At 33.4% G+C, this 25,307-nt stretch carries 23 protein-coding genes and 3 pseudogenes; 12 read left to right on the top strand and 14 right to left on the bottom strand.

Translation table 11 applies throughout. From position 1 onward, the window contains the following. Window positions 1-78: 78 nt before the first annotated feature. From P5P87_RS13445 to bglX, 8 genes and pseudogenes are all read left to right on the top strand, one after another. Window positions 79-1,529, top strand: a pseudogene (locus P5P87_RS13445) (glycoside hydrolase family 30 protein). 28 nt (window positions 1,530-1,557) lie between these two features. Next, entirely contained in the window at window positions 1,558-2,061 is a 504-nt protein-coding gene (locus P5P87_RS13440; RefSeq protein WP_278019614.1) for a glycoside hydrolase, read from the top strand. Then, window positions 2,021-3,028 (top strand): glycoside hydrolase family 30 protein, encoded by a 1,008-nt coding sequence (locus P5P87_RS13435; protein WP_278019613.1) that lies wholly within the window; start codon window positions 2,021-2,023, stop codon window positions 3,026-3,028. The genes P5P87_RS13440 and P5P87_RS13435 overlap by 41 nt, the downstream gene beginning before the upstream one ends. An 18-nt stretch (window positions 3,029-3,046) precedes the next feature. Beyond that, window positions 3,047-3,568: a cellulase family glycosylhydrolase gene (locus tag P5P87_RS13430; protein ID WP_278019612.1), complete on the top strand. Its 522-nt coding sequence runs from the start codon at window positions 3,047-3,049 to the stop codon at window positions 3,566-3,568. Beyond that, the gene (locus P5P87_RS13425; protein WP_278019611.1) at window positions 3,543-4,790 is read left to right on the top strand and encodes a cellulase family glycosylhydrolase; all 1,248 of its coding nucleotides are present in this window, start codon (window positions 3,543-3,545) and stop codon (window positions 4,788-4,790) included. The genes P5P87_RS13430 and P5P87_RS13425 overlap by 26 nt, the downstream gene beginning before the upstream one ends. A 156-nt stretch (window positions 4,791-4,946) precedes the next feature. Then, window positions 4,947-5,786 (top strand): endonuclease/exonuclease/phosphatase family protein, encoded by an 840-nt coding sequence (locus P5P87_RS13420; protein ID WP_198854571.1) that lies wholly within the window; start codon window positions 4,947-4,949, stop codon window positions 5,784-5,786. Between the two features lies 1 nt (window position 5,787). Next, entirely contained in the window at window positions 5,788-7,212 is a 1,425-nt protein-coding gene (locus P5P87_RS13415) for a glycoside hydrolase family 30 protein (protein WP_198854570.1), read from the top strand. A gap of 11 nt (window positions 7,213-7,223) precedes the next feature. Continuing rightward, a pseudogene (bglX, locus tag P5P87_RS13410) lies at window positions 7,224-9,453 on the top strand (beta-glucosidase BglX). Window positions 9,454-9,504: 51 nt separating this feature from the next. Here bglX and P5P87_RS13405 read toward each other — a convergent pair. Further along, the gene (locus tag P5P87_RS13405; protein ID WP_278019610.1) at window positions 9,505-11,526 is read right to left on the bottom strand and encodes a DUF3857 domain-containing protein; all 2,022 of its coding nucleotides are present in this window, start codon (window positions 11,524-11,526) and stop codon (window positions 9,505-9,507) included. A 148-nt stretch (window positions 11,527-11,674) separates the two neighbouring features. After that, window positions 11,675-11,932 (bottom strand): hypothetical protein, encoded by a 258-nt coding sequence (locus P5P87_RS13400; protein ID WP_198854567.1) that lies wholly within the window; start codon window positions 11,930-11,932, stop codon window positions 11,675-11,677. Between the two features lie 283 nt (window positions 11,933-12,215). Between P5P87_RS13400 and P5P87_RS13395 the strand changes: the two genes are divergently transcribed. After that, the gene (locus P5P87_RS13395; protein WP_198854566.1) at window positions 12,216-12,971 is read left to right on the top strand and encodes an NUDIX hydrolase; all 756 of its coding nucleotides are present in this window, start codon (window positions 12,216-12,218) and stop codon (window positions 12,969-12,971) included. A 31-nt stretch (window positions 12,972-13,002) separates the two neighbouring features. After that, window positions 13,003-13,323 (top strand): MmcQ/YjbR family DNA-binding protein, encoded by a 321-nt coding sequence (locus P5P87_RS13390; protein ID WP_198854565.1) that lies wholly within the window; start codon window positions 13,003-13,005, stop codon window positions 13,321-13,323. 4 nt (window positions 13,324-13,327) lie between these two features. Here the strand turns inward: P5P87_RS13390 and P5P87_RS13385 are convergent, their stop codons facing one another. The 9 genes and pseudogenes from P5P87_RS13385 to ahcY all read right to left on the bottom strand — a co-directional run bounded on the left by P5P87_RS13385 (window position 13,328) and on the right by ahcY (window position 22,649). Then, window positions 13,328-13,936 carry an alpha-ketoglutarate-dependent dioxygenase AlkB family protein gene (locus P5P87_RS13385; protein WP_278019609.1) on the bottom strand — a complete coding sequence of 203 codons (609 nt, stop codon included), beginning with the start codon at window positions 13,934-13,936 and terminating at the stop codon, window positions 13,328-13,330. Then, a complete protein-coding gene (locus P5P87_RS13380; protein ID WP_278019608.1) occupies window positions 13,923-14,168 on the bottom strand; it encodes an Ada metal-binding domain-containing protein in 246 nt (81 codons plus the stop codon). Before P5P87_RS13380 ends, P5P87_RS13385 begins: the two co-directional genes overlap by 14 nt. 388 nt (window positions 14,169-14,556) lie before the next feature. Then, window positions 14,557-15,270: a 2OG-Fe(II) oxygenase gene (locus P5P87_RS13375; protein ID WP_198854562.1), complete on the bottom strand. Its 714-nt coding sequence runs from the start codon at window positions 15,268-15,270 to the stop codon at window positions 14,557-14,559. A 91-nt stretch (window positions 15,271-15,361) separates the two neighbouring features. Further along, window positions 15,362-16,204: a bifunctional helix-turn-helix domain-containing protein/methylated-DNA--[protein]-cysteine S-methyltransferase gene (locus P5P87_RS13370; protein WP_198854561.1), complete on the bottom strand. Its 843-nt coding sequence runs from the start codon at window positions 16,202-16,204 to the stop codon at window positions 15,362-15,364. Between the two features lie 115 nt (window positions 16,205-16,319). Further along, window positions 16,320-16,784, bottom strand: a complete 465-nt coding sequence (locus P5P87_RS13365; protein ID WP_198854560.1) for a GNAT family N-acetyltransferase — start codon at window positions 16,782-16,784, stop codon at window positions 16,320-16,322. A gap of 15 nt (window positions 16,785-16,799) precedes the next feature. Next, the gene (locus tag P5P87_RS13360) at window positions 16,800-17,132 is read right to left on the bottom strand and encodes a DMT family transporter (protein WP_278019607.1); all 333 of its coding nucleotides are present in this window, start codon (window positions 17,130-17,132) and stop codon (window positions 16,800-16,802) included. Window positions 17,133-17,171: 39 nt separating this feature from the next. Beyond that, window positions 17,172-18,251 carry a hypothetical protein gene (locus P5P87_RS13355; RefSeq protein WP_278019606.1) on the bottom strand — a complete coding sequence of 360 codons (1,080 nt, stop codon included), beginning with the start codon at window positions 18,249-18,251 and terminating at the stop codon, window positions 17,172-17,174. 697 nt (window positions 18,252-18,948) lie between these two features. Further along, window positions 18,949-21,051: a patatin-like phospholipase family protein gene (locus P5P87_RS13350; protein WP_278019605.1), complete on the bottom strand. Its 2,103-nt coding sequence runs from the start codon at window positions 21,049-21,051 to the stop codon at window positions 18,949-18,951. Window positions 21,052-21,330: 279 nt separating this feature from the next. Then, window positions 21,331-22,649 (bottom strand): annotated as a pseudogene (gene ahcY, locus P5P87_RS13345) (adenosylhomocysteinase). Between the two features lie 306 nt (window positions 22,650-22,955). On the opposite strand from ahcY, the gene P5P87_RS13340 reads away from it, so the two are divergent. Next, window positions 22,956-23,219 carry a hypothetical protein gene (locus P5P87_RS13340; protein ID WP_278019604.1) on the top strand — a complete coding sequence of 88 codons (264 nt, stop codon included), beginning with the start codon at window positions 22,956-22,958 and terminating at the stop codon, window positions 23,217-23,219. Window positions 23,220-23,224: 5 nt separating this feature from the next. Further along, window positions 23,225-23,875, top strand: coding sequence for a 4'-phosphopantetheinyl transferase family protein (locus P5P87_RS13335; RefSeq protein ID WP_198854553.1), 651 nt, complete (start codon window positions 23,225-23,227; stop codon window positions 23,873-23,875). Between the two features lie 44 nt (window positions 23,876-23,919). On the opposite strand, the gene P5P87_RS13330 is transcribed toward P5P87_RS13335, so the two are convergent. The 3 genes from P5P87_RS13330 to P5P87_RS13320 form a co-directional block, all read right to left on the bottom strand. Next, complete coding sequence (locus P5P87_RS13330) at window positions 23,920-24,318, bottom strand: group III truncated hemoglobin (RefSeq protein WP_278019603.1); 399 nt, start codon at window positions 24,316-24,318, stop codon at window positions 23,920-23,922. Beyond that, complete coding sequence (locus tag P5P87_RS13325) at window positions 24,315-24,602, bottom strand: hypothetical protein (protein WP_198854551.1); 288 nt, start codon at window positions 24,600-24,602, stop codon at window positions 24,315-24,317. The genes P5P87_RS13330 and P5P87_RS13325 overlap by 4 nt, the downstream gene beginning before the upstream one ends. Before the next feature lie 82 nt (window positions 24,603-24,684). Continuing rightward, entirely contained in the window at window positions 24,685-25,281 is a 597-nt protein-coding gene (locus P5P87_RS13320; RefSeq protein ID WP_198854550.1) for a Crp/Fnr family transcriptional regulator, read from the bottom strand. Between the last annotated feature and the right edge of the window lie 26 nt (window positions 25,282-25,307).

The raw sequence follows: 25,307 nt of genomic DNA, 5'->3' as shown, positions 1-25,307 counted from the left end.
AGTAATGAAGAGGACTAATTTGAATCATCCATTTTAGTCTTCTCTTGCTTTTAATTTTAAAACGATTATTTAAGCAACATGAAAGTTACCTCACAAATATTTTTATCAGCCTTTGTTCTAATACAATTAAGCTGTTTTACCCCAAAAATAACAGCTCAAAAAAACAGTAAAATAAAGGTTTATACTACTGCCGAAAATACCAATTTGAAATTATCATTGTCAAATGATTTTATTTCGAAAAACAACACTACACAACAAAAAACATCAACAGTATCTATTATTGTAAATACTGGAAAAACAGACCAAACCTTTCTCGGAATAGGAGGAGCAATTACAGATGCAAGTGCAGAAGTTTTTGCAAAATTATCGCCTAAAAAACAACAGGAATTTTTAACTGCTTATTACGATAAAAACAAAGGTATTGGGTATACTTTGGCTAGAACAAACATTCACAGCTGTGATTTCAGCAGTGATAGCTATACATATGTTGCTGAAGGAGACAAAGAACTAAAGACTTTTAATATAAACCACGATCGCAAATATAGAATTCCACTAATTAAAAAAGCAATTAAAACAGCCGGCGGAAAACTAACCTTATTTGTTAGTCCATGGAGTCCCCCAGCTTTCATGAAAGACAATAATGATATTTTGCACGGCGGCGTTTTGTTGCCTGAATTTGCTCCAGCTTGGGCACTATATTATACGAAGTTTATAAAAGAGTACGAAAAAGAAGGAATTCCAATTTGGGGATTGACAGTTCAAAACGAACCAATGGCCAAACAAAGTTGGGAATCTTGTATTTATACTCCAGAAGCAGAAAGAGATTTTCTTAAAAATTACCTTGGGCCAACTTTAGAAAAAGAAGGATTGGGGGCTAAAAACGTTATTATTTGGGATCATAATCGAGGAGATATGTTAATCAAAAGAGCCAATCTTGTTTTCTCAGATCCTGAAGTTTCTAAATATGCTTGGGGAATTGGATTTCACTGGTATGAAACTTGGAATGGAGGGCCACCTCAATTCGAATCTGTTGCAAAAGTTCATGAAGCTTTTCCAAATAAAAATCTTCTTTTTACAGAAGGCTGTATTGAAAAATTTGATGCTACAAAATATCAATTTTGGGGAAATGCAGAGCGTTACGGAATTAATATAATTAATGATTTTAATAACGGAACTGTTGGTTGGACAGATTGGAATATTCTTCTAGATCAAAAAGGAGGACCAAATCATGTTGGAAATTTCTGTTTTGCGCCTATTCATGCCGACATAACAAAAGATGAGTTAATTTATACGCCAATGTACTACTATATTGGGCATTTTTCAAAATTCATTAGACCCAATGCAAAAAGAGTACTTGAAACCATAAGCGACAAATCTTTATTAAGCACATCTTTTAAAAATTCTGACGGACAATTGATTACTGTAGTGATGAATCAATCTGAAAAAGAGATTGTTTATTCTTTAGAAAATCAAACAGAAAAAACAACAATTACAATTCCGCACACGCTATACAGACAATTGTTTATTAATTGTCAGCTAACTAAATAACCGCAAAAAATGAAATTCAATTTAAAAAATACCATAAAAGCATTTTTCTTTATGGCAGCCGTATTGGCTCAAGTAAAATGTTCTTCTTCAAGTGATCCAGTAGAAAATCCGCCTGTAGATCCTCCAGTGACACCTCCAGTAGTAGTTACAAACGATGTTGATTTTTGGCTAACAAAAGGCAATCAGACTGTTTTATTGGCAAAACAATCGGGAATATTGGGTTTTGGTACAACAACAAATACTTATGCTAATATTGAAGTAAATGCCAATCAAAAATATCAGACCATTGATGGTTTTGGATATACTTTAACAGGAGGAAGTGTGGAGGTTATAAACCAGCTAAACGCGACTAAAAGAACGGCTCTTTTGCAGGAACTGTTTGGTTCTGGCGCAAATTCAATTGGAGTTAGCTACATAAGAATCAGTATTGGAGCTTCAGATTTAAATGCAACACCGTTTACTTACGACGATCTTGCTCGCTGGCGAAACAGATTTAAACCTAGAAAAATTTAGTTTAGAAAAAGACAAAACTCTAATTGCTATGCTAAAAGAAATTTTAGTCATAAATCCAAAGATTTTAATCTTGGCAACACCTTGGTCTGCACCGATTTGGATGAAAGACGTAGCTAGTTTTAAAGGAGGAGAACTGAAAACAGAGTATTATGATGTATACGCTAAATATTTTGTAAAATATATTCAGCAGATGAAAGCAGAAGGAATTACAATCGATGCTGTAACTCCTCAAAACGAACCTTTGCATGACGGAAACAATCCAAGTATGTATATGTCTGCCTCAGATCAGGGAGCTTTTATTAAAAACAGTTTAGGCCCAGCATTTAAAGCGACAAATCTAAACGTAAAAATTATTGCTTACGACCACAACTGCGATAACCCAAATTATCCAAAAGCAATTTTGGCAGATGCAGATGCATTTCCATTTGTAGACGGATCGGCTTTCCATTTATACGCAGGAGATATTAGTGCCTTAACTAACGTTTTTAATTCTTATCCGACTAAGAACGTATATTTTACAGAACAATGGACTTCTTCTGATGGGAAATTTGATGGCGATTTAAAATGGCATCTTCGAAATGTAATTATCGGATCGATGAGAAATTACAGTAAAAATGCATTAGAGTGGAATCTAGCCAATAATTCAAGTTTTGGTCCTCATACAGATGGCGGATGTAATATGTGTAAAGGTGCTATAACTATAACTTCAGGAGATAGTTTTGAGCGTAATGTAGGGTATTACATTATTGCACATGCTTCAAAATTTGTTCCAATGGGATCAACAAGAATACAAAGTAACTCAGGAGGAAACTTACAGAATGTTGCTTTCATTACGCCTTCAGGTTCTAAAGTATTAATTGTAGAAAATGATGGTTCGGAAACAGAAACTTTCAATATTAAATTCAATGGAAAATGGGTTACAACTTCTCTTGAAGGAGGATCTGTTGGGACTTATACTTGGAAATAATCTGATAAACTATTTTATATGAAAAAAATACTTTTAACATCGTTGCTTTTTGTTTCGATTGCCTCTTTGGCACAAGGCTTTTTGCATAGAGACGGACAAAAAATAGTAGATGGAAATGGTAAAAATGTTCTTTTAAGAGGTTTGGGTCTTGGTGGATGGATGGTGCAAGAGGGTTATATGTTACAGACTCAACCATTTGCTAGTCCGCAATATCAAATTAGACAAAAAATACAGGAAGTTATTGGCGAAGAAGGAACAAAAGAATTCTATGCGGTCTACAAAGCAAACGGAATTACGAAACGAGATGTTGACTCTTTAGCAAAATGGGGATTCAACTCTATTCGTCTTCCTATGCATTACAATTTGTATACTCCGCCAATCGAGCAGGAGAAAAATGGAGAAATCACTTGGATTGAAGAAGGTTTCACCATGACAGATAATTTACTGAAGTGGTGTGCCGAAAATAAAATTTACTTGATTTTAGATTTACACGCAGCTCCTGGCGGACAAGGAAATGATGCTCGCGATTTCAGATTTTGATACCACAAAACCTGGACTTTGGCAAAGTGAGACCAATCAGAAAAAAATGATTGCTTTATGGAAAAAACTGGCTTCTCGATACAGAGATAATCCTTGGATTGGAGCGTACGATATTATCAACGAACCAAACTGGAATTTTACCGGATCAAACAAAAATGGTTGCGACGAAAATTCAAACGGACCTTTAAGAGATTTAATGGTTGCTGTTACAAAAGCCATTCGTGAAGTAGATACAAATCATTTAATTTTTATTGAAGGAAATTGCTGGGGAAATAATTATAACGGAATTTTTCCTCTTTGGGATGATAATCTAGCTTTAAGCTTTCACAAATATTGGAACTATAATGACAAAGCTTCAATCGAAACGATGTTAGGTTACAGAGAGAAATACAATGTACCAATTTGGATGGGAGAAAGTGGAGAAAACTCTAATGTTTGGTTCAAAGATGTTTTGACTTTAGTTGAAAGTAACAATATTGGGTGGGCTTTCTGGCCAATGAAAAAAATAGACAACATTGCAGGAGTAGCCTCTGTTACTAAAATTCCAGAGTATGATGTTCTCTTGAAATATTGGAGAGACGGCGGCCAAAAACCAACTCCAGAATTCGCTAAAAAAACATTGATGAAAATAGCGGACAATTATAAAATGGAAAACGTAACCGTTAAACCAGATGTTGTAGATGCCATGTTTAGACAAGTGCAAACAGACGATACAAAACCATACAAAAAGAATACAGTTCCAGGAAAAATTGTCGCAACGTACTATGATTTAGGAACCAATGGAAAAGCTTACTTCGACAATGATTTTGTAAATTATAGATCAGTAACCGGAAAAGATGAAAGATGGAATCTTGGCAACAGCATGAGAAATGACGGAGTTGATATTTTGCCTTGTAAAGACAAAGATTCAAACGGTTATCAAGTTTCATTTATCGAAGATGGAGAATGGATTCAATATACCGTTGATGCAAAACAGGGAAATTATAATGTTGCTATTCGTTATTCAAGCGAAAAAGCTGAAGGGAAATTGTATGTAGAAATTGATGGAATAAAATCTAAAGAAATTACACTTTCTGCAACTGCTGGAGACAATAAATGGAAGACTGTCATTTTATCTGATATAGCATTAAAATCGGGTTCAAACAAAGTAAAAGTTGTATTTGAAAAAGGAGGTTTTAATCTGAACTATTTTGACTTTGCTATTAATAAAACGAAGAAGTAAAAAAGAATAATAGTTGCTTTAATATTAAATAAATCATTTAAATAATAAAAAGATGAAAATGATTATGGACGAGTATACAATTAACATAACTTTTAAATAGATTTTTCTCTTTAAAGCCTCGTAAACACTAGCTTTACAAGATTAAAATTTTTTAACATGAAAAAGATAAACAAACTTGTTTTTGCAGTAATTCTGCTTTTAACCGTGAACTCATTTTATGGTCAGAATTTAAAAATTATGACATATAATATCCGTTTGGACGTTGCTTCAGACGGAGAAAATGCTTGGCCAAACCGAAAGGATTATTTTACATCTCAAATTGGTTTTTACAGCCCAGACATTTTCGGAGTTCAGGAAGCAACGCCAAATCAAGTTTTAGATATTGCATCGGCTTTGCCAAATTATAACAAATTCGGAGTAGGAAGAGAAGAAGGAGGTTTAGGAGAAGCTTGTACGATTTATTACAAAAAAGACCGTTTTAAAGTTGAGCAATCAAATACTTTCTGGTTATCTGAAACCCCAAACGTAGTTTCAAGAGGTTGGGATGCAGCCTGCAACAGAGTTTGTACATACGGACTCTTTAAAGATTTAAAAACTAAAAAGTCATTTTGGGTTTTCAATTTGCATTTAGATCATATGGGAGAAGAAGCAAGGGTTAAAGGCGTACAGCTTGCTCTTTCTAAAATAAAAGAATTGAATACAAAAAATTATCCTGCTTTTCTAATGGGTGATTTCAATTCTGAACCCAATACAACGCAAATTGGAGAAATCAAGAAATTGATGGATGATACTAAAGACGTTTCAATAGAAAAACCTTTTGGACCTTCAGGAACTTTCAACGATTTTAAACACAATGAACCCGTAACATTATTGTTAGACTATATTTTTATTTCAAAAAAGAGTGGTCTAAAAATTCAAAAACACGCAGTGTTAAGTGATTCTAAAGATTTAAAATATCCCTCAGATCATTTGCCTGTCTTAATAGAAATAGATTAACATGAAAAACATCAACAAAAAACTTCAAATTCTAGTTTTACTGCCATTAATTGCAATGCAGTTCAACTGTGGATCTTCAACAAATGCTGTAAAAAATACTGGAAAAGTTTCTTCTTGGATTACCACTACAGACGAGACCTCAAAACTTAAAAAACAAACTGATTTAGCTTTTGCGTCAGAAACAAATTCAAATCAGACTATTGAAGTAAATCCAGCTGAAAAATTTCAAACCGTAGAAGGTTTCGGATTTTCATTAACAGGAGGAAGTGCTCAAGCCATTAAAAAATTGGATAAGCCAAAAAGAGAAGCTTTACTTCAGGAATTATTCTCAAGAAAAGACAACGCAATTGGTTTAAGTTATTTAAGAATAAGTATTGGAGCATCTGATTTGAATGAAAAAGTTTTTTCGTATGATGATATGCCAGAAGGACAAACCGATTTGAAACTGGAACATTTTAATCTTGGACCAGATTTAGACGATGTAATTCCGGTTTTAAAAGAAATTTTAGCTATAAATCCTAAAATTAAAATAATGGGTTCTCCGTGGTCTCCACCAGTTTGGATGAAAGACAACGGAAGCTCAAAAGGCGGAAGTTTACAGCCAAAATACTATCAAGTTTATGCAGAATATTTTGTGAAATATATTCAAGCAATGAAATCTCACGGAATTGTTATTGACGCTATAACGCCTCAAAACGAGCCTTTGCACCCAGGAAACAATCCAAGTTTATTGATGTTGGCAGAGCAGCAAGCAGATTTTATTGGAAATAATTTAGGGCCTGCTTTCGCGAAAGCTGGAATCAAAACCAAAATTGTTGTTTACGATCACAACTGTAATAAACCAGAATATCCTTTGACAATTTTAAGAGATCCAAAAGCAAATTCGTTTGTAGCAGGATCAGCTTTTCACTTGTACGAAGGAGATATTAGTGCTTTGACTACTGTTCATAATGAATTTCCAAATAAAGACTTGTATTTTACAGAACAATATACAGGAACAGGAACCAATTTTGAAACTGATTTAAAATGGAGCGTGAAAAATGTGGTTATTGGTTCTATGAGAAACTGGAGTAAAAATGCACTTTCTTGGGGATTAGCAAATGATGAATTCTACAAACCTTTTACGCCAGGAGGATGTTCAACCTGTAAAGGAGCTTTGATGATTGATCAAAATCAAAACATCAAAAGAGAAGTGGGATATTATATTATCGGACACGCTTCTAAATTTGTTCCAGAAGGTTCGGTAAGAATTGGTAGTAATATTGCAGGCAACTTATATAATGTAGCTTTCAAAACTCCATCAGGTCAAACTGTTTTAATTGTAGAAAATGATGGAGCTTCGGCAGAAACATTTAATATTAAATACAATCAAAAACAAACCACAACCACACTAAATGCTGGAGCAGTAGCTACTTACGTTTGGTAAAAACTTAAACTATGAAAAGAATAACCACAGTTACGCTGTTTATGCTTTCGCTTATTGCGTCGGCACAGCAGCAGTCAATAGATCAGAAAGTCAATGATCTGTTGAAGAAAATGACAATTGAAGAAAAAGTAGGCCAGCTGAATCAATACACTGGCGATAATCAGGCAACTGGACCAATTACCATTAACCCGAACAAACAAGCCGAAATCAAACAAGGTTTAGTTGGTTCGATGTTAAATATTATAGGAACAAAATATACCAGACAATATCAAGAATTGGCAATGCAGTCAAGACTTAAAATTCCGTTGTTGTTTGGACAAGATGTTATTCACGGCTACAAAACAACTTTTCCTCTTCCTTTAGCGGAAGCGGCAAGTTGGGATTTAGCGACAATCGAATTAGGAGCAAGAGTTGCAGCAACAGAAGCTGCGGCAAGCGGAATTCATTGGACATTTGCTCCAATGGTAGACATCAGTCGTGATCCTCGTTGGGGACGTGTAATGGAAGGTGCAGGAGAAGATACTTATTTAGGTTCTAAAATTGCTTATGCGAGAGTAAAAGGTTTTCAAGGAAATAAATTGGGAGATTTAAACTCGGTTATGGCTTGCGTAAAACACTTTGTCGCTTATGGAGCAGGAGTTGGAGGAAGAGATTACAACTCTGTTGACATGAGCGAAAGAATGCTTTGGGAAACGTATTTGCCTCCTTTTAAAGCAGCTTTAGATGCTGGTGCAAGCAACATTCATGAATTCGTTCAATGATATTAACGGAATTCCGGCAACAGGAAATGCACATCTGCAAAGAGATATCTTAAAAGGAAAATGGAACTTTCAAGGTTTCGTAGTTTCAGATTGGGGATCAATTGGCGAAATGGTAGCTCACGGTTACTCTAAAGATCTCAAAGAAGCGGCTTATTCTGCAATTACTGCAGGAAGCGATATGGATATGGAAAGCAATGCTTACCGTTATAATTTAGCTCAATTAGTAAAAGAGGGAAGAGTTTCTGTTGATTTAGTTGATGATGCTGTAAGACGCATTCTTCGTAAGAAATTCGAATTAGGACTATTTGATGATCCTTATAAATATTCTGATGCAAAACGCGAAGAAAAAGCATTAAACAATTTAGAGCACAGAAAAGCGGCTCGAGAAATGGCAGAGAAAAGTATCGTTTTATTGAAGAATGAAAACCAGACTTTACCAATTTCTAAAAGTGTAAAAACAATTGCTTTCATTGGACCAATGGTAAAAGAGTACAAAGCCAATATGGGATTTTGGGCTGTTGAACTTCCAGAAGTAAAATACGATCAATGGGTAGTTTCGCAATGGGACGGTTTACAAAATAAAGTAGGCAAAAACACTAAATTATTGTACGCAAAAGGATGTGATGTTACTGGCGACAATAAAGACGGTTTTGCAGAAGCAGTTGAAACAGCCAAACAAGCTGACGTTGTAATTTTAAGTATTGGCGAAAGACACGATATGAGCGGTGAGGCAAAAAGCCGAAGCGATATTCATTTGCCAGGAGTTCAAGAAGATTTAGTAAAAGCGGTTATGGCAACAGGAAAACCAGTTGTAGTTTTAATAAATGCTGGAAGACCATTAGTTTTTAATTACACTGCAGATAATGTTCCAGCAATTCTATACACTTGGTGGTTAGGCACTGAAGCAGGAAATGCAATTGCAAATGTATTGTTTGGAGATTATAATCCGTCTGGAAAATTACCTATGACTTTTCCGAGAGAAGTAGGACAAGTGCCAATTTATTACAATCATTTCAGTACAGGAAGACCTGCTAAAGACGAAAATTCAACAAATTACGTTTCGGCTTATATCGACTTGAAGAACTCTCCGAAATTTCCTTTTGGATATGGGTTAAGTTATACAACGTTTGATTATTCTGGTTTGAAACTCTCTTCTACCAAAATAAAAAGCAACGAAACTATTAAAGTTTCTTTCCAATTGAAAAATACCGGAAAAGTAGCTGGAGAAGAAGTAGCTCAGTTGTACTTGAAAGATAAATTTGGTTCTGTTGTAAGACCAGTATTAGAATTAAGAGATTTCCAGAAAGTGAAATTAAATGCTGGAGAAACTAAAACAATCGAATTTACAATAGACAAAGAGAAACTTTCTTTCTACAATAATAAATTAGAATGGGTTGCTGAACCAGGAGATTTTGAAGTAATGATCGGAACTTCATCGGCAGATATTAAATTGAGATCTGATTTTGAATTAGCAGATTAAGTTTTAACAAAAAACGGGGTCCTAAAAGGCCCCGTTTTTTATATGTCAAATTTATTTAAGACGTTTCTTGAAACTGTATTTCAGCATATTCAATAAACCTTCTTCGATAATGTCAATTCCAATTCCGAAATTACTATCTGCAACTTCGTGATGCGCATTTCTAAAATCTTCAAAATCCTCACTCGGAATTTCTAAGTTGATTAATGGTTTGTAATCGATATTTATAGAAGCACCATTTTTAGTTACTTTTTTACGACTTGTAAAATCGAAGTAAGGATTTGTGATGGTACTTTCTTGAATCGTATATTTCTCCTGAGTATCTATTTTTTGATCTGTCGTGAGATTAATTTCGTATTTCTCATTGTCAAAATTATGCCAAAACAAAAGGTCAGTATGCATAAAATCACGAGCTCCATTTTTAACCACATTGCGATCAAAATACATTAGGAAACGATTTTTCTCTGCATCTGTAAAATACGGATTTTCGATTGACGCATTATACTGAATCGTAAATTCATTCTGTTTTTTGTCATCACTTACAATTTCGATTGCTGCACCTTTAAAAATCGTTCTAATATCAGTTCCGTTTCTATCATTTGAATAATTTAAAGTATAGAACAAGAAATTATTCCAGCTGTCAATGATTTCTCTTTTGTTGGTGTTTTTGAAATATTTACGCATATAATTGGCACGGTTTCCTTTGTAAGTCGTAACCAATTTTAATGTTCCCGTATTGTTTTGAGCATTAAAATCTGCTTTTTCATTTATACCATAATAAGGAAATCTGTAAGGCTCTTTAATTTGTAATTCAAGATTTGGTTTCACTTCCAAATAGTGCATAAAATAGATGTAACCACGATTTTCAATTAATCCAAATTCATCTCTCGAAGTAGCATCAACAAAATAAACTCCGCCTTTGTAATTGATTTTTACGATAACATGATTAAAAGTTAATAGTGACGGAAGGTAATATTTAATGTAATGATCTGAATTGAAGTTAACCAAAACCACAGAAGAATCAACATTGATATAATCTAAAACTACTTTCAACAAAACTGATTTTGCTTTGCAGTCTCCTTGTTTATTTTCATAAGTTACTGATGGTTCTTGCGGTTTGTGACCATTCATTTCATCAGCATTATAAATATAGTAAACGTGATTTTGAACATAATCAATAGCAAACTGTAATTTCTCATCTTGATCTGCAATTGCATCTAGTTTTTCTACCAGTTTTGGGGCAAATTCAGCCAAAGAGGCTTTACTGTATATTTCTTCGTAAAGAGGAGAAATGTAATTTGATAAATCAATCCAGTTGCGATTTGTTGCAAAATCAATAAAAGGAGCAATTTCTCTATTTGAATCAAAAGAGTTAATGTAATTTTCTTTTTCGATTACATATCGTTCTCCTTTTTCTAAGAAATTAATTTCTGGTTGCAATACATTTCCTTCTTCATCTCTATAAAATGTCTTTTTGTATGCAATCTTTTCTTTTCTATCATTAATAAAAGAAAACTTGTATTTGCCGTAAGCCCAGTAAGTGCTAGGTGTTACATAGACATATTTAAGAAATTCTTTTCGCATAAAATCACGATCTGTAAAGACCTTTGTACGCGAATCTTCTGTAATTAAAACATCATAAAGGCGTAAATCTTTAATCGTAATATTTACCTTTTTGTTGTCGCTTAAAATACCGCCTTCACTCTGATTTTCGCTATCTAGAACTTTAATTTTAGTATCAGCAATTTTATCAATCAAAACACCATCTCTCAACACGCTAATTCGGTGTATCAAATAAGTTTCGTTTTCTTCAACAACAACATCTCTTACTGAAGCACTTTCAAGGTTTGAAGGTTCGTTAAGTGTGTAGGCAACGCAAGCATATTCGCTATTTTCAGTATCGCTTGTGTAGTAAACTTTATCCAAGAAGTAGCAGAAATCGCGACCTTCTTCAACCTGTTTGTTGGAGAAATCCGATTCTTGTATATAGTCAATAAGTTGATCATCGTTAATTGTAGGTGCCCAGTTTTCTGGTTTTTGAATTTTGTAACTTTCTGGTTCAATGATATTTTCCATGATTCTTTCTATAGGTGTATATTCTTACTTTTAAAACGGCTAAAATAACTAATAAAAGACCATTTTCTTTCATATTAGTGTAAAATTTATAATAAAAAACCCCACAAAAGTGGGGCCAGCATTATAAATTATATAGATGTGTAGGTATTTATTTCAAAACAATATTTATAAAATCCATTGCGCCAATTCCTTTATAAGAGGCATACAAAGCTTTTTCGTAAGCTTCTCTTTTTGCTTTTTTATCTTTTGCGTCAGTTTCAACAATCATTTCATTGAAAATTCTCTCTTGTTCTTCGCTATATTTTAGAGATTCTTCCAGAAGATATGTTTTTGAAACAAATCCGAATGAAGACCAAATTCTGGTTCTGATTTTTTTACCGATGTGTTTTAAAGGATTGTTAATCATAAGTTCTGTATTTAAATTTCTACGCTCACTTGAAGAAAAATGGGAACAGCTTGCATTATTTTTCTTTGTATTTGATTCTATTTTTAACAATTAAAATTGTTAATGTGTTATTATGACGCAATGTACTTATTTTTTTAAATTTGATTTTAAATTTTCGTTAAAATTGTAGTTTCAACACTTTTGTTTTAGTGAAAATCGGTCCTTTGTTTTTAGAAGACATTTCAGTTTTATAAAAATGAAGTAAATTGCAGAGTTATTAGAAGAAAGAATTTATACCAATCTGATGCTAAAGGACATTATAGATAATAACGAAAATTACCAGCCAGGGCTGTCTATAGACTGTGTCATTTTTGGCTTTCATGATAATCAGTTAAAAGTTTTATTGATTAAAGTGGAACGAGCCAATAAATGGTCTTTGCCTGGTGGTTTTATCCCTGTAGATCAAGATATTGATACGGCTGCAATCACGGTATTGAATAGCAGAACTGGGGTTGATGGTGTTTTTTTAAGACAATTTGCAACCTTTGGAAAAGTAGATCGTAACAAACAGCACTTTGATAAAAAGACGTTGGAATATCTTAAAATTGAAGAAGCAAAAGGAAAATGGCTCCTGCGTCGTTTTGTTACGATTGGATATTATGCCTTGGTAGATTTTTCGAAAATTCTTCCAAATCCGGCCGGCAGGCATGAAGTTGTAGAATGGATTGACCACAAAGAAGTTCCTGAACTTATTTTAGATCATCGTGAAATTCTGGATAAAGCTCTCGATACTTTAAGAATCGAATTGAACTTAATGCCAATTGGTTACAACTTATTGCCTGAGAAATTTACAATTCCAGAATTGCAAAAATTGTATGAAACGATTTTGGATAAAAAGCTAGACCGAAGAAACTTTTTGCGTAAAATTACCAATATTGGAATTCTGACCAAATTGGATGAAAAGAAAAGCAACGTAGCGCACAAAGCTCCAAACTTATATTCTTTTGATAAAGAAAAATACGATGAAGTGCTGAAAAATGGATTGAACCAAGGTTGGTAAGAGTGAGTTTTAATCTTTAAAAATTGTGATTATGGTTTCAATTGAAGAAGTTAGGAAATTAGCAATGTCATTTCCAGATGCGACCGAAGGTCCCCATTTTACGAAAACTTCCTTTCGAATAAAAAAGAAAATCTTTGCCACTTTAGACGAAAAAAGAAATCAGGTAGAAATAAAATTAAACGAAATAGATCAGTCTGTTTTTTGTGCGTCAAGCGAAAAAATTTTCCATGAAGTTCCAAATAAATGGGGTAAACAAGGTTGGACAATTGTCGAACTTTCAAAAGTAAGACCCGAAATGTTTGAAGATGCGCTGATACTTTCGTATGAAAATGTTGCGACAAAAAAGAAGTAAAATTTTATCTCACAATAGTTCTAAAAGTCAAATTTACTCTTGGTTTTTGAGTGCTTTTTGTAGGAGGCAATCGATGCAACCAATGCGTTTGCGTTTCATCTTTCATAACCAATAAACTTCCGTGTTCCAGAATTAGAGAAACAGTTTTTTTAGATTCTTTATGTTTAAATGCAAATTTACGCTCGGCACCAAAACTTACAGAGCCAATCGCTCCATTTTTCTTTAAATCTTTTTCAGCGTCGCTATGCCACGCCATTCCCTCTTCGCCAGTATGGTATAAATTTAGCAAACAAGAATTAAAAATTTCACCTGTTTTCTCTTCAATGATTTTTTTTAATTCTAAAAGTTCAGGAGTCCAAGGCAACGCTTTTTTGGTGGTATTCGAATACGTATACTCAAATTCCTGATCGCCATACCAAGCTACTTTTCGTTTGGTTAAGATTAATTTCCCGAAGATTATTGCCTCGTCATTTTTCCATTCGATTGTGTTTAGTAAAGTGTCACGATAGAAATCGGCTTCTGTTTTAGAGAATAATTTTCCATAATAATTTACCGTTCCATCTTTCGGAAGCAGATTGGTTGTTTCGTCTATTTGAGGATTAAATAAGTCCATTTTTCCATTTTTGATATTCTGATTTCATGCAATGTCCGCAAGGTCTGAAACCATTTTCTCTCGCTTCATTTTCAGATAAAAAGAAAACCCGATTTTCTCTTTTCATTCTTTTCCCCGAAGTACATTTCAGTGTTCCGTAGATTTTTAATTTCTGGTTGCCACCGAAACAAATTTCGCCTTTTTTAATTTTATTTAGAAGGTCCAAATCGGTTATTTTGCTATGTTTTACCATTTATTTTTATAGATATTTTATTCTGTAGAGACGCACCGCAGTGCGTCTACGCAAAGATTGGTTTTTAATCTGCTACAGATTAGAGGAATTATTATGATTAAAAATCTGTTTAATTCTTTGGTATCTGCGAGGAAAATGTCTTTGTGGATTACGTTGTGTAGATGCATTGCAATGCGTCTTTCGAGCGGATAAATTTCTCGCAAAGTCGCGAAAACGCAAAGTTTTTTGATACAGTTTCTATATAGTTTGTCATTTCGACGAAGGAGAAATCTTCGCAAGTAACTCCGTAACGAAAATCCAATTTTTGTCGAGCTTCTCGAGAAGATTTCTCCTTCGTCGAAATGAAATAAAATGAGAAAAAAACTTTGCGTCACTGTACCTTTGAACCTTAATTTAACGCATCATGAAAAATAATACCTAACGTATATCTTTCACCAGAATGCACTTCGCTTACACCATGTTTCATGTTTACACGATAGTAGCCTTTCGTGCCTTTTACAGGTCTAAAATTGGTTGTAAAAACTAAAACATCTCCCTTTTTGGGTTTCAAAACAATCGCTTTAGATTGTGCTCGTGGAGTTTGCTGTGTCAAAACAAATTCACCACCCGTAAAATCTTCATCGGGTTCGTTTAGGAAAAGCACAATTTGAATAGGAAAATAAACATCACCATACAAATCCTGATGTAAAGTATTAAAACCGCTTTTTCCATATTTTAGAATTAGAACTGTAGCTTTGAGCTGGTTATTGTCATGACATTGTTTTAGCAAATCTTCATGTTTCTCTGGAAATACCGTGTCAATATTTAAAACTTTCATCCAAGAATTAGCAATTGGAGCCAGTTTAGGATAAATCGAAGACCGAATTTTTTCAATCAAATCAGGAAGAGGATAATTAAAATATTTGTATTCTCCTAAACCAAATCGATAACGTTCCATAACAACTGTTTTTCGATATAAATTGGGATTGTCATAATCAAATTTTAAGTCTTCGCATTGTTCATTATTCAACACATTTGAAATAATAGCAAAGCCATTTTCGTGCATAGATTCGGTAATGCTTTCCCAGTTTTGAGAAGCAATTTTTGATTGTATATTTTGCATAAAGAAGTTTTAGATTGAGATTTTTTTCCGCCACAAATTCACGAATTGTATTCGCATAGATCTAAAAAATCGTGAATTTGTGGCAAAAAAACTATGGATTTATTTGCGCACCTTCCCAGCCAATAATTGCTGTTTTTCGAGTGTTTCCCCACATGTAACCGCCAAATGTTCCCGAAGATTGAATAACGCGGTGACAAGGAATTAAAAAAGCAACAGGATTACTTCCAATTGCTGTTCCAACCGCGCGAGAAGCATTTGGTTTTTGAATTTGATGTGCAATAGAACCGTAAGTAGAAAGCTGTCCCATTGGGATTTTTAGCAAAGCTTCCCATACTTTCAATTGAAAATCGGTTCCTTTTAAATGCAATTTAATTTCTGATAATTTACTCCAGTCGTTTTGAAAAATGAATAAGGCATTTTGTTGAGATAAATCCAGTTTTTTCGAAAATTGGGCATTCGGGAATTTATCTTTTAAAGCGATAAATCCAGTTATTTCATCTTCGGCGAAAGCCATAAAACAAACGCCTTTTGAAGTAGAGGCAACAACAATATTTCCAAACGGACTTTCGGCAAAACTGTAGTTGATTTCAAGATTTTTTCCTCCGTTTTTATATTCGGCAGGTGTCATACCTTCAATATTTACAAATAAATCATGTAGACGACTTGTTCCTGAAAGTCCTGTTTCAAAAGCTGTTTCAGAAATGGTTGCCTGACTTTCTTTGAGTAGTTTTTTTGCGTGTTCGATGCTCGTATATTGTAAAAACTTCTTCGGACTCGTTCCTGCCCATTCGCTAAAAAGACGTTGAAAATGAAATGGACTTAAATGTACTTTTTCTGCAACTTCATCCAGATTGGGCTGATCTTTAAAATTAGCTTTGATATAATCTATAGCTTCAGCGATACGATTATAATTGATGGTTTCCTGTGTATTCATCTTCATTCAATTTTATAATACAAATATCGTTTGGTTTTTAAAGGTATAAAATCCGAAACTTGCTGAAATTGCTTTTATTTCAAGTTTCAAGTTTCAAATCTAAAATCTACAACAATTAAAAAAGTACTTTTTTCATTTTATAATTTATGATTTCTACTCCTTTTAAAATGTTTTTTTGTTCTGCTTTTACAATATAACCTTTCTTCTCAAAAAACGGTTTTGCAGTTATGCTTACATCAGAAGTTATAAATTTTGAATGATTTTTTTTAGCTTCGAATTCTAATTTGTTTATAATTTTATCTGCAATTGCTTGGCGTTGAAAGTCTTTATGAATAAACAATAGATCAATATAGTTTTCGTTTTTTAGAGTTCCAAACCCAACAATTTTATTGTCAATAATTGCCAATTCGATAAATTGTGTGTTAATTACATCGAGCCAACGTTCTTTGTTTTTTGCACCAGAAACCCAAACCTTAATTTGCTCTGAATTATAATCGCTTTTGCAAACAGATTGAATGGTTTCTGCAAATAATTTTTGCATTTCTTCTAGATCAGAAAGTAGAGCTTTTCTAAAAAACATTTTTTGAAATTTAAATTAATGTGCCGTTGTTTTAGAAAAAACATTGATCACAATAACACCAATTACAATTAATGCAAGACCTATAATTGCTGGCAAATCTGGAATTTCTTTAAAGAAAATAGCGCCAATAATCGTAATTAAAACAATACCAACCCCAGACCAAATAGCGTAAGCAAAACCAACAGGAATGGTTCTAATGGCAAAACTCAAACAATAAAATGCACCGCAATAGCCAATTATGGTAATAATACTTGGAAGCATTTTGGTAAATTCTTCGGATTTTTTTAATGCTGACGTAGCAATGATTTCGAAGATTATAGCGAGAAATAAAAATAGAAAATTCTTCATAGTTCACTTTTTTACAAAGGTAAATTTTAAAGCTGAAAATTATTTAAGATTATCTGTTCTAGAAGAAACACTTATTAGCTTGTATCCGTTTTCTGTTCTTAAAAATTCAAAATGATCTTGCCCACGATCGGTTTTGTTTTTTGGATTGATAACAATATCCATTGTTGGATAAATCCAATCTTTAGATTCGTTACAATTGTTGAAATAAATGTCGTATTCGTCCGATTCAAAAATAAACTGATTTAATCCGCCAGAAGAAATAAAATAATCTGTTTTTGGATTTTTAAGTTCCTGAAGTTTTAGTTTTAAATAAGTATAATTCTGATTGATAAATTTTGTTTTTGGGGCATGGATCCAGCCGTCTGTTTCTTTCCAATAGGTGATTTTATCGAAAGAATGTTTCTCTAAATTGGCTTTAGATAAGTCTTTAAGCAAGGTGTTTTCGAGCCAATGTTTAAACTCTTTATCGAAATTTATAAAAGAATAGTATTGTCCGTCAACTCCAAGAAAGCTTTCTCTTATTGGATCTTTGTTAGGTTCTTTTGATTTTTCTGCAGAATAGAAATTTAAATTATCATTATAGGCAAAATCTTCAATAAGAATTTTGTTGTTTATATCGATTAAAAACTCTTTTCCACCTTTCCAGAAAAAGTGTTCTCCATCTTGTTGCTTTTCGGCATCTTTTAAAGCACTAATCATTCCGTTTCTTACTTTGGTCAAATTACTGTATTGAGCTGAAATTACAATTTTTCCTTCGCTGTTAAAGACTCCCATTTTATCTGTTTTGCGGTCTTTAAATCTAATATATCCTTCATTTTCACAATCGGGTCCATTGTCAAAAACATACAAGCTGTCTACTCCAACAATTTTTCCCTGTTTGGTTAAATAATAGCTGTTCCATTTGCCGTTTACTTCTTCAGAAACGGCCATTATGTTTTCAAATTTTTGTGCGATTGTAAATCCAGTAAATTTTGGTTCTATTTTGACTACTCCGTTTTTGTCTTTAAATCCAGTAAGCGTGCTGTCTTTATTTGGGAATGCAGTCCAAATGTCATTACTTTGGGCGAATACTGAACAAGTAAAAAGGGCGAATATAAAAAGAGCAATAATCTTTTTCATGTGAAATGAATTTATCTAAGATGAACTTCTGCTTCCTTGTTTTTTGATTCTTCAAAACAATCGGAGCAAAGCATTTTGAAATCGGCGAGAGATTGAAAAGTTTCTGTCCATTCTTCACCATTATCCAAAAGATATTGCTCGCAGGAACCACACCAAGCAATTAGTGGAAGATCTTCCTCGGCTTCTGAATAGAAAAATCCGACTTGATTTTTGAATCTATTGCAGTTGCGATATGAATGCAGGTAAAAGACATTTCTTTTGAACCGTGAATGTCACAGGAAATTTTTTCGATCATTTTTTGAATTTAAAAGGCTTTAAGTTCAAATTTAAAGTTATAAACTAAAAAAACTGTAAATGTCTTGTTAATTTAAATGGTTCTTGGTTTACGTGTGCGTGAGGGATAGGAGCAAACTACCGAAGTAGTGCGGATAGCCCGACGGCATTGCGACAAGAGGGCGAATAAGCAGAAAGTATTTTTGCCCTCTTGTCGTGATGATGGCACGCCCAGATAATTTTTTTGTCTGAAGTGTCAGTTTGTTTAAAAAAACAAAACCTAAAGCTATTTTTTTTTAAGGATTAAGGGATAAGCCCACGCTAAAAAAGAATCTCACTTTGTCGATGTTGTTGATCCATGAAGTATCAAAGTGGATTGGGCCTAAAATGGATTCGTAAGATATGGCCGCGCCTCCAGATATTACTAGGCTTGGTTCAATATTATCGTCCCAGTTGCCTTTTGGATTAAATGCATGGTTAATATAATTGTCAAAAGTACTGAAACCAACTGTAGCAATATTAAAATGGGGGTTAGGTAAATTTTTCCGATAAGATTTATTTGAGATCCCAGTTTGAGCCCCATATATTGTGTAACATTGAGCTCGTCTTCGTGCAGGCCAGGCAATTGAAAGCGGTTACTTCCGGAGCTTGGAATTATTCCGCCTAAGAAATATTTTGAAGCATAACCAAATTCTGAAAATGAAATTTGATCTTCTTTAAGTTTATCCTGAAAAATAAAATAAGAATCAAACCCTATAATTCCTGTGATTTTCTTTTTTAAGAGTGCTCTTTTTTCAAAAGTAAAACCAAATTTAGTATAATTATTTGTCGCTCCAGAAATGTTTGTTAAGGCTGGATCGGAGAAAGTAGCGTTAATATCTGCTAGAAATGATCGTGCGAGATTTGATTTTATAATTGTTCCGTTTGTAGCAAAATATACCTTATCCATATCATTATAAGAATAATGCATGTTGAATTCAATGTTGTGAAAATTGTAATCGTTTATTGAAAGGGAATTCGGATTGTATTCTCGATCATATTTTGGTTTAACATGAGTGTAATGATAGTTTAGGCCAAAACCAAAATAGCTTTTCAGAGAGTTTAGATTTCTATTTATTTCATTGTTAAATTCAAAAGTATTATAAAGCATATTGTCTGAAGCCTTGCCATTAATGTAAATCTCTTGTCTTAATAAGGCGCCATAACCTTCAGTCATCCACCACCATTCTCGGTGTCCACCAAAATTTTTCTGATAATTGATTCTAGCTTTTGGTTGTTCTGCAATATCAGCGGTGATTAAAAGGCGAGAAGCGTCTGCTAGAACGTTTCTTCCGGTGTAGTTAAAAATGATTCCAACACCTCTATAAGTATCATAATGGATTGAGGTGTTCAGTTGGTTTTTAGCACGTTCAAATCCAAACAAAGTAATTCCGAGTTTGTCTTCGTCTTTTATAAAATAACTGTATGTTATCTCTTCAAAAAGATTAGTACCCATAGCCCTGTTAAGACCAGCAATCAAATCTTTTGTGGTATATTTTACATGTGTTTTAAGATTTGCTCTTCCAATTACCAAAGGAAGGTTTTCTGGACTTATTTTTTTGTAGACAATAGTGTCAAGAACAAACTCCTTGGGCATATCAGGCAATTTGTGAGTTCGTTGCGGAAATGCTTTTAACTTTTCAGATAAGGCAACTAAAGCAGGAAGGTTTTGATTTGTTGCTATTTTTCCATCCTTATAGATTTCATTGCTATCGGCAAAATCGGCTGTGGAGAAACGCAGATTGGGCAGATGATCAACTAAAATGGTACATAAATCACGGTTTGCAGGGTTTTTAATATTACTCGGAAACATGCTGGTTTGCATTAATACGGTCATAATATTGTTCAGCTTATCAACGGGCTCCATTCCGCCACCTACGTCACTACCAATAATAATGTCAGCACCCATTTGTTTGGCAACGTCAGTTGGGAAATTATTTAGTACTCCACCATCTACCAATACTGATTTTTCGTAAGGCATTGGTTTAAAAATAGCGGGTAAAGACATACTAGCTCTCATGGCATAAGCCAAACTACCTTTGCTTAAAATGACTTCTTTTCCTTCAGCAAGATCAGTGGCCATAGCCCTAAAAGGTATGGAGAGACTATCGAAATCTTTAACATTATAAACAGGAAAGGTCAATTCAGAAAGATATTCTCTAAGATTTTGATCGTTTAATAAAGAACCAATACTATTAAGTTTTCCGTCTTTAATGCCTATTCCTACGAGGTATCTTTGAAATTCTCTTTTTTCTTCGGCACTTACAGCTCGCAACGATTGACCTCCGCCAAGGAGTTTATCCCAGTTAATGTTTTTGGTCATTGTTTCGATGCTATCTCCAGAATAGCCCATTGCATACAAACCGCCAATGATGCTTCCCATACTATTTCCAACAATAAGATCTGGAACGATGTGGAGTGAATCTAATTTTTGCAAAAGAGGAATATGTGCAATTCCTTTTGCGCCGCCACCGCTTAGTACTAACACAACTTTAGGCTTTTTTTCCTGAGAAAAAATAATTTGTGGGAGACTTAGTAAAAATAAGAAGACGAATAAATAAGATGTTTTTTTCAATTTTTTACTATTTAAGTATTTGATAAATAGATTCTTATTCTGGTTATTAAAAGTAAGCAGATATTTATAAAAGTACAATTTTTTGATAGAAATGTTTTGCCTGAAACATAAAAACAAAAAACCCGACAGGTTTTTAAAACCTGTCGGGTTTGAAATATGTAATTAAATCTAAGATCTACAATCTTAAATAGATTAGTATCTGTAGTATTCTGGTTTGAATGGACCTTGAACTTCAACACCAATGTAAGCGACTTGATCTTCTCTTAGAACTTCAAGTTCAACACCTAATTTAGCTAAGTGTAAAGCGACAACTTTTTCATCTAAATGTTTTGGTAACATGTAAACTTCATTTTTGTAAGCTGCGCTGTTGTTCCATAATTCGATTTGAGCTAAAGTTTGGTTTGTGAATGAGTTACTCATTACAAAACTTGGGTGACCTGTAGCACAACCAAGGTTTACTAAACGACCTTCAGCCAAGATAATGATATCTTTTCCGTTGATGTTGTATTTGTCAACCTGAGGTTTGATTTCGATTTTAGATGCACCATGGTTTTTGTTTAACCAAGCCATATCAATTTCGTTGTCGAAGTGACCAATGTTACAAACAACAGTTTTGTCTTTCATTTGTTCGAAGTGCTCTCCAAGAACGATATCTTTGTTTCCTGTAGTTGTAATGATGATATCAGCATTAGCAATTACAGTGTTTAATTTTTTAACTTCATAACCGTCCATTGCAGCTTGTAAAGCACAAATTGGATCGATTTCAGTAACTGTTACAATAGAACCAGCACCTCTGAAAGAAGCAAGCAGTTCCTTTTCCAACGTCACCATATCCACAAACAACAACTCTTTTTCCAGCCAACATTAAGTCAGTTGCACGACGTACAGCATCTACAGCAGATTCTTTACAACCGTATTTGTTATCAAATTTAGATTTAGTAACAGAGTCGTTAATATTGATAGCAGGCATTGGTAAAGTTCCAGCTTTTACTCTTTCGTAAAGTCTGTGAACACCAGTTGTAGTTTCTTCAGAAAGACCTTTAATTCCAGGAACTAATTCTGGGTAACGATCAATAACCATGTTAGTTAAATCTCCACCATCATCAAGAATCATGTTCAATGGTTTTCTTTCTTCCCCAAAGAATAAAGTTTGCTCAATACACCAATCAAATGACTCTTCGTCAAGACCTTTCCAAGCGTAAACTGAAATTCCAGCAAGAAGCAATAGCAGCAGCAGCTTGATCTTGAGTAGAGAAAATGTTACAAGAAGACCAAGTAACTTCTGCACCAAGAGCAATTAAAGTTTCGATCAAAACAGCAGTTTGAATCGTCATGTGTAAACATCCAGCAATACGAGCACCTTTTAATGGTTGTTCGTCTTTGTATTCAGCACGAAGTGCCATTAAACCTGGCATTTCAGCTTCAGCTAGTTCAATTTCTTTTCTCCCCCAAGCCGCTAGAGAAATGTCTTTTACTTTATAAGCCACATAAGGCGTAGTCGTTGTACTCATTTATAGTATATTTGTATTGTAAAATTTTTGCAAATTTAGGGAATAGCTTTTGAATTTTACTAATTTCTGTCAGATTTGTGAAATCTTTAATTTCTTAATCTTTAGAAAGTTAGTTGTAAAGGTTTTTAAAAGCTAATTATGCTATCTCCTGCATCTTTTATGCAGTGTCGATCGAGTAAGTACTTGTATTGCATATATAGAGAAAGAATAATTAATTAGATGAAATTTTTTAAATATATATTAATAGTTGTTTTTGTTTTGTTTTTAACAAAGGTGTGTAATAGACTTATTGAACCAGAGACAGTAATGATTGCAGGGGAAGAGGTGTCTTTGGAAAATCCGTGGAGAAAACCTACGGAGGCAGAGAATTTAATATTTAGTAAATTAGTGTTTAGTAAAGAATTAGATAAGTGTGAGGATCTTTTTTTGAAAGAAATTTATAAAAACACTTATATAGCAGCTTGTAAGAAAGCAAATAAAAAGTGGAATTTTTACTATGTAATGCCTTATGAAAATGATATTACAGGTTTAAGTTCAGAAGTAGAAGATGATATAACTCCTCCAAATTAAAAGTAATGCCATTATATAAAACCATACAATTTAACAAAACAACCAAGATCTTAATTTGGGAAATAACAGAATCTCTTGAAGAATTATTGAGTAAAGTGGTATTGAAAGAGAAAACGCAAAAGAGATTGGAAGGAATGAAGTCTCAAATGCATCAGCGTGCTTTTTTAAGTGTTCGAATGCTGATTCAGGAAATGGGTTTTACTGATAAAGATTTGCATTATGACGAGTTTGGGAAACCATATTTTGATTGTCATAACCATATATCAATTACGCATTCGTACCATTTTTCGGCAATTATTATAAGTGACGAAAAAGTTGGAATTGATATGGAATTGCAACGCGAAAAAATTCAGAGAATTGCAGATAAATTCACTGATTTTGAATGCAGTTATTTAAAACCAGAATTTGTAGAAGAATACATAAAAAAACTTACCGTGATTTGGGGAGCCAAAGAGGCAATCTTTAAAATTAGAAATGAAAAAGGTATCAGTTTTAAAGACCATATCAACGTTAATAATTTTTCTTTAAAGGAAAATCAAACCGTTTCTAGCCTCCATTTTGATGATTTGATAAAAGATTTTGATGTACATTATCAGGAAGTCAGATCGGATAATTTTGAAGGGATATTTACTTTGGTTTATGCCTTTGAAAAATAACTTTTAAGGCGCAGTATCAGGTTTCATAATTTGCGATGAGTTATTTAAACTTCACTTTCTTTTTGGCGATGCTGAAACATACTCATATATAAAAAAGTACTCATTTTTTGAGCGCGTCTTTTTAATGTATCGGCATTTTCACCTTCAAAATGTTCATCAATAGTTTGGAACCAATGATTAAGCCAGATTCCAAATTCGTTTGGTGTAATTTTTTCGTCAAAATGAGCATCAACCTCATTGTGAACCTCATGTGGATTTCCTTTGTATTTGCGAACACCAAATAGATTTGTTTCCCAAAAATCAGTTAGTTTTTCAAGATGTGCGTCCCAATCAGAAATTATTTCATTAAAATAAAAGCCGATTTCTCGATCGGCTCTTATTTTAGTATAAAACTGATGTACTAAAAAAGACACATCAGTTCTATTTTCTATTTGTTTTTTCATAGAATCAAACTATTTAAAAGTATAAAAAACAAGCTTAAAGTTGCGCTTAGCATAATAAGATTGAAAACTACTTTATGTTTCATTTGTGCCAATATAGATGTATTTGCAAAAACACAAGCTAAAACAATAATTCCTAATTGAATCATTTGCGGGATAGAAGTTCCGTTGGCTAAAACATACATAGCAGCAGCGCCTCCTAAACAGCTTTGTCCAATTACTGCCATTGCAGCAGAACCCATATAATTTCTATTGAAAATGTCGAATGTTGTTTGATATAGTGTCATGATATTCAGTTTTTTATATGAACAAAATTACGACGAAAATAGTGTTGCATTTTATGACTTTAATCATAAAATGGGATTTTTTTTATCTGTATACTTTTCGGTTAATAATTTTCAATTCTCCTTTTTTCTCCAATGCTTTTATGGTTCTAATAACGGTTTCTACACGTAAACCAGTTAAATCTCCAATTTGCTGTCTGGTAAAATTGATAAGATAACCATTTTTATCTTTTTGAAAGTTGAAGTAAGCAATTCCGTGATCTATAAGTTTCAATACGCGATGTTCTGGCTCGTGTGTTGAGATTTCTGCGGCCATAATCGATTTATAATACAATCGCTGCGCAAGATTCTCAATTACTTTAATGCTTACTTTTGGATTTTCTTCTAAAAGTTTCATGAAGTTCTCTTTCGGAAGAATAAAAATTTCTGCATTTTCTACCGCAATTGCGTTTGCTGGATATTTTTGATTTAAGAATAAAGGAGGTTCGCCAAAAGATTGTCCATTGTAAAATATTCCTTGAATAAATTCACGTCCGTCATCATTGTAATTGCTCATTTTTATTTCGCCAGAAATAACTTGGTAATAATGTAATGGAAGATTTCCTTCTTCAAAAATAATATCATTTTTATCGAAAGATTTTTTAACTACACCGTATTTTTCTAGTAATTCTACTGTAATCATAATGCATTGTTTACGTTATCAAAAGA

The organism is Flavobacterium ginsengisoli (assembly GCF_029625315.1).
GTDB classification, from domain to species: Bacteria; Bacteroidota; Bacteroidia; order Flavobacteriales; family Flavobacteriaceae; genus Flavobacterium; species Flavobacterium ginsengisoli.
Note: the sequence above shows the minus strand (reverse complement) of the source record. Positions and strands in the feature narration are given on the sequence as shown.